4 protein-coding genes are annotated in these 2,624 nt (G+C 66.3%); 1 reads left to right on the top strand and 3 read right to left on the bottom strand.

Translation table 11 applies throughout. The annotated features are described in order from the left end of the window. Together WBV89_RS07885 and WBV89_RS07880 are read right to left on the bottom strand one after the other, a co-directional pair. Nucleotides 1-303: AMP-binding protein (locus WBV89_RS07885; RefSeq protein WP_423980784.1), on the bottom strand; the 303-nt coding region annotated here is incomplete at its 3' end. A 44-nt stretch (nt 304-347) separates the two neighbouring features. Continuing rightward, nucleotides 348-1,103, bottom strand: a complete 756-nt coding sequence (locus WBV89_RS07880) for an enoyl-CoA hydratase-related protein (protein ID WP_423980783.1) — start codon at nt 1,101-1,103, stop codon at nt 348-350. 53 nt (nt 1,104-1,156) lie between these two features. On the opposite strand from WBV89_RS07880, the gene fbaA reads away from it, so the two are divergent. After that, nucleotides 1,157-2,254, top strand: coding sequence for a class II fructose-bisphosphate aldolase (fbaA, locus tag WBV89_RS07875; RefSeq protein WP_423980782.1), 1,098 nt, complete (start codon nt 1,157-1,159; stop codon nt 2,252-2,254). A gap of 56 nt (nt 2,255-2,310) precedes the next feature. Here the strand turns inward: fbaA and WBV89_RS07870 are convergent. Next, nucleotides 2,311-2,624: SHOCT domain-containing protein (locus tag WBV89_RS07870; RefSeq protein WP_423980781.1), on the bottom strand; the 314-nt coding region annotated here is incomplete at its 5' end.

Raw genomic sequence — 2,624 nt, 5'->3', positions numbered from 1 at the left:
GTTGTAGATCGAGACCGGGGTGGCACCGCAGAACAGCACGGCGAGGTCGATCGCATGGAACTCCTGACGGTTGCGCATCATCAGCACCACCGTGTCGCCCTTGCCGACTCCGAGATTCTTGAGCGCCGTGACGAGGCGAGCGGTGTGGTCGGCGAGGTCGTTCAGGGTGAGCGACGCCCAGTCCCCGGAATCGGTCTTCCAGTTGACGACCTCGACGTCGCCGTGCTTCTCCACATTGCTGAGGAAGCGCTGTGCGAGGTTTCGTCCGGCGATGCGGTCGTACAGGTCGGTGCTCGTCGTCATGTGTCCATTGTCGCACGCGAAATTCGAGCGTCCGCAAAATTGGATCAGTCCGACGATTTGGTCCAGTCAGGGCGACGCTTCTCGCGAAACGCCTGCATTCCGCGCCGAGCGTCCGGACCGGCGAAGAGTTCGTTCGACAGGGCGGCCATCGCCGAGAACGCGCTGTCTCGGTCCATGGCCGGAACTGACCACAGGAGAGCCTTGGTCTCGTGCACGGCACGGGGTGCTCCGGCGAGCACGCCCTCGACGAGCGCGCCGACGGTCGCGGTGACGTCATCGCTGACGTGGGTGACGAGTCCCATCGATCGGGCCTCGGCGGCATCGAATGTCTCGCCGGTGAGCATCGCGGCCGCGATCTTGCCGGGCTGCACGCGACGCAGGATCGGTACCGAGATGATGGCCGCTGCGACGCCGATGCGGACCTCGGTCAGAGCGAATGTCGTGGCAGTGTCCACGACCACGAGGTCGCACGAGGCCATCAGTCCGATCCCGCCGGCGCGGACCGCTCCGTCGACAGCGGCGATCGTGGGACGTTCGGTGTCCATCAGCCGCTCGAGCACCGAGACGAACGGAGTCGAATCGGGCGGTCCGTCCGAGCGTTCCTTCAGATCGGCGCCCGCACAGAACGCAGGCCCCTCGTGGCGCAGGACCACGGCACGCGCGTCGGCTTCCTCTGCGGCGTCGAGGCTCTGGTGGAGTTCGGCGAGCAGCTGTTCGGACAGCGCATTGCGATTGTGCTGAGAATCCATCGTGATCGTGGCGATGGCCCCGGCGATGTCGACGCGGACGAGTTCTCCCATGGTCGGGCACGGTACTGCCGACCGGAACCCACCTGCGATCTACACTCGACCCCGTGACCCAGCTCAAGAACGACTTCCCGGCCGGCGTACTCACCGGAGAGGCGGTGAACGAGGTGTTCGCACTCGCGAAGGCCGAGAAGTTCGCCCTTCCGGCAGCGAACTGCATCGGGACGAACTCGATGAACGCCGTGATGGAGACGGCCGGGCGGCTGAACAGCCCCGTCATCATCCAGTTCTCGACCAGCGGCGCCGCCTTCGTCGCCGGCAAGAACGTCCCGGTCGACGGCGATCGGGCCTCGATCCTCGGTTCGATCGCCGGTGCCCGCCACGTGCAGACGATGGCCGCCGCCTACGACGCCCGGGTGATTCTTCACACCGACCACTGCCCCAAGCCGAAGCTCGGCTGGATCTCGGGGTTGCTCGACGCCGGTGAGGAGCACTTCGCCGCGACCGGCGGGCCACTGTTCAGCTCGCACATGCTCGACCTGTCCGAGGAGCCGATGGAGGAGAACCTCGACACCTGCGTCGAGTTCTTGAAGCGGATGGCCCCGATGGGGATGACGCTCGAGATCGAACTCGGGATCACCGGCGGGGAAGAAGACGGCGTCGACAACTCCGACGCGAATCCCGAAGACCTCTATTCCAAGCCCGAGGAGGTCGCCTACGCCTACGAGCGTCTGCTCGAGGTCAGCCCGAACTTCACGATCGCGGCCGCGTTCGGCAACGTGCACGGCGTCTACAAGCCGGGCAACGTCAAGTTGACGCCGACGATCCTGCGCGACGCTCAGGCTCACGTCGCCGAGAAGTTCGGGACCGATCCGGCCGTCGACGGCGGCAAGCCGGTCAACTTCGTGTTCCACGGTGGATCCGGCTCGACGGCAGCCGAGATCAACGAGGCGATCGGCTACGGCGTGGTGAAGATGAACATCGACACCGATCTCCAGTGGGCGTTCTGGGATGGCGTGCGTGGCTACGAGGCCGACAAGCACGACTACCTCCAGGGGCAGCTCGGCAATCCGACGGGGGCCGATGCGCCGAACAAGAAGAGCTACGACCCGCGGGTCTGGCTGCGCTCCGGTGAGGTCGCCTTCGGCGAGCGTCTCGAGCAGGCCTTCACCGAACTGAACAACATCGACACCCTCTCCACCTGACCCGAAAATGCGCGTCGGTACCAGGCACCAACGCGCATCTTCTCCGGGTGCGGTGTTCAGCCGGCGAGCAGTTTGGCCTTGGCGGCCGCGAACTCGGCGTCGTCGAGGACGCCGGAGTTCTTCAGATCGGCGAGCTGTTGGAGCTTCGCGATCATGTCGTCGCCGCCGGCAGCAGGTGCGGGCGCCGGGGCGACCGGTGCAGCTGCCTGGGCGCGGTCGAGCTGAGCCTGCAGGTCTGCAACCTCGCGCTGTGCCTCGGCGGCGTCCTGCTCGGCCTGCTGTGCGCTCGCCGCAGTCGCCTGCTTGGAGGCCTTGCGGTTGTTCATCGCACCGACCGTCGCGCTCGCTGTTCCTGCGACCACCGCCGTGC

Origin of the sequence: Ilumatobacter sp. (assembly GCF_049588435.1) — a bacterium.
Lineage (GTDB): Bacteria > Actinomycetota > Acidimicrobiia > Acidimicrobiales > Ilumatobacteraceae > Ilumatobacter_A.
Note: the sequence above shows the minus strand (reverse complement) of the source record. Positions and strands in the feature narration are given on the sequence as shown.